The 1,921-nt window shown below is 69.3% G+C and carries 2 protein-coding genes; one reads left to right on the top strand and one right to left on the bottom strand.

Features of this window, described 5'->3' with window-relative positions; translation table 11 throughout:
• On the bottom strand, nucleotides 1-1,232 hold a 1,232-nt coding region (locus AC1D01_RS32495), incomplete at its 3' end, for an NAD(P)/FAD-dependent oxidoreductase (protein ID WP_477873621.1).
• 80 nt (nucleotides 1,233-1,312) lie between these two features.
• Here AC1D01_RS32495 and AC1D01_RS32490 point away from each other — a divergent pair.
• Nucleotides 1,313-1,921, top strand: a 609-nt coding sequence (locus AC1D01_RS32490) for a PP2C family protein-serine/threonine phosphatase (protein ID WP_477873620.1), incomplete at its 3' end; no start/stop codon positions are given.

The following is a 1,921-nucleotide window of genomic DNA, read 5'->3' as shown; positions in this document are numbered from 1 at the left end:
GTGTCGCCGATGTTCGATTCGCCGAACATCAGCTTGTCGCGGATGTCGGAGATGGTGCGGCCTTCGCGAAGCAGCTTGAAGTACCAGCTGCCGTCCACCGTGTCGCCGTACATGCAGGCGCCCACGAGCTTGTCGTCCTTGATCACCAGCTTCTTGTAGACGCCACCGAACGGATCGCTCATCACGATCTCCTCGCAATCGGCCCCGCCCATGAAGTTGCCGGCCGAGAACAGGTCGATGCCGGTCACCTTCAGCTTGGTCGAGGTCTGCGAGCCGGTGTAGCGGCCGATGCCGAACTCCGCCAGGTGCGTCGCGCACACCTTGCCCTGCTCGAACAGCGGCGCCACCAGCCCGTAGGCGATGCCGCGGTGCGCCGCGCATTCGCCGACCGAGTAGATGCGCGGGTCGGTCACCGTCTGCATCGTGTCGGTGACGACGATGCCGCGGTTGCAATGGAGACCGATCTTCTCGGCGAGCTCGGTGTTGGGCCGGATGCCGGCCGCCATCACCACCAGGTCGGCCGGCACCTCGGTGCCGTCCTTGAACTGCACCGCCATCACGCGGCCCGCGGTGCCGGCCTCGCGGTCGCCGATCAGCGCCTGCGTGTTCGCGCCGATCAGGAACTTCAGCCCGCGTGCCTCCAGCGACTTCTGCAGCAGCTTGCCGGCGGTGTCGTCCAGCTGGCGCTCCATCAGCCACGGCGCCACGTGCACCACGCTGACCTGCATGCCGCGCAGCATCAGGCCGTTGGCGGCCTCCAGCCCCAGCAGCCCGCCGCCGATCACCACCGCGTGCTTGTAGCGGGTGGCGGCCTCGATCATCGTGTTGGTGTCGGCGATGTCACGGTAGGCGATCACGCCCTCCAGGTCCTTGCCCGGGATCGGCAGGATGAACGGGTTCGAGCCGGTCGTGACCAGCAGCCGGTCGTAGCGCTCCTCGGTGCCGTCCGCCGCGCGCACGACGCGGTTGCGCCGGTCGACGTCGACCACCTTCTTGCCGAGGTGCAGCGTGATGCCGTGCTCCTCGTACCAGCTCAGCGGGTTCAGCACGATCTCGTCGAGCGTCTGCTCGCCGGCCAGCACCGGGCTCAGCAGGATGCGGTTGTAGTTCGGGTGCGGCTCGGCCCCGAAGACGCTGATGTCGTACAGGTCGGGCGCGATCTTCAGCAGCTCTTCCAGCGTGCGCACCCCGGCCATGCCGTTGCCGACCATCACGAGTTTCATCTTCTTCATCACACGCTCCAGTTCCAGCCGCTTGCGCAGCGATAAAAGCAAAAGGGGGGCCAGCCGGACACGCGGTACGCTCGCGGCCCATGAGCTTCGACGTCGAGATCGGCCACTTCAGCCTGGCGGGGCCACGCCCGCGCAACGAGGATTTCGCCGCCTGCCCGGTGCCCGACGGCGACGACGCGGCGCGCGGGCTGATCGCGGCGATCGCCGACGGCGTGTCGTCCGGCGGCCTCGGCCTCGAGGCGGCACAGACCACCGCGATGAGCGTCGTGCAGGACTACTTCGCCGCGCCCGACACCTGGCATGCCACCGCCATCCTCGACCGCGTGATCGCCGCGCAGAACCGCTGGCTGGTCGACCACAACCGGCGCCGCCAGCGCAGCGCGCACGATGCGATGGGCATGACCACGTTGACTGCCCTGGTGCTGCGCGGCCACGGCTTCACGCTGGCGCACGTGGGCGACACCCGCGCCCACCTGCTGCGCGGCGACGAGCTGGTGCAGCTGACGCAGGACCACGGCTTCGACCACCCCGACCAGCGCGGCCGCCTGACCCGCGCGATCGGCCTGGACGACGGCGTGCGCGTCGACTACCTGCAGGCCGAGCTGCAGACCGGCGACCTGTTCGTGCTGACCACCGACGGCGTGCACGGCCAGCACGCGCCGCGCCGCCTGGCGGCGCTGGCACGCGAC

This window comes from Rhizobacter sp. P3_B12 (assembly GCF_056402895.1).
The sequence above is the reverse complement of the archived record's forward strand: the minus strand, read 5'-3'. Positions and strand labels throughout refer to the sequence as shown.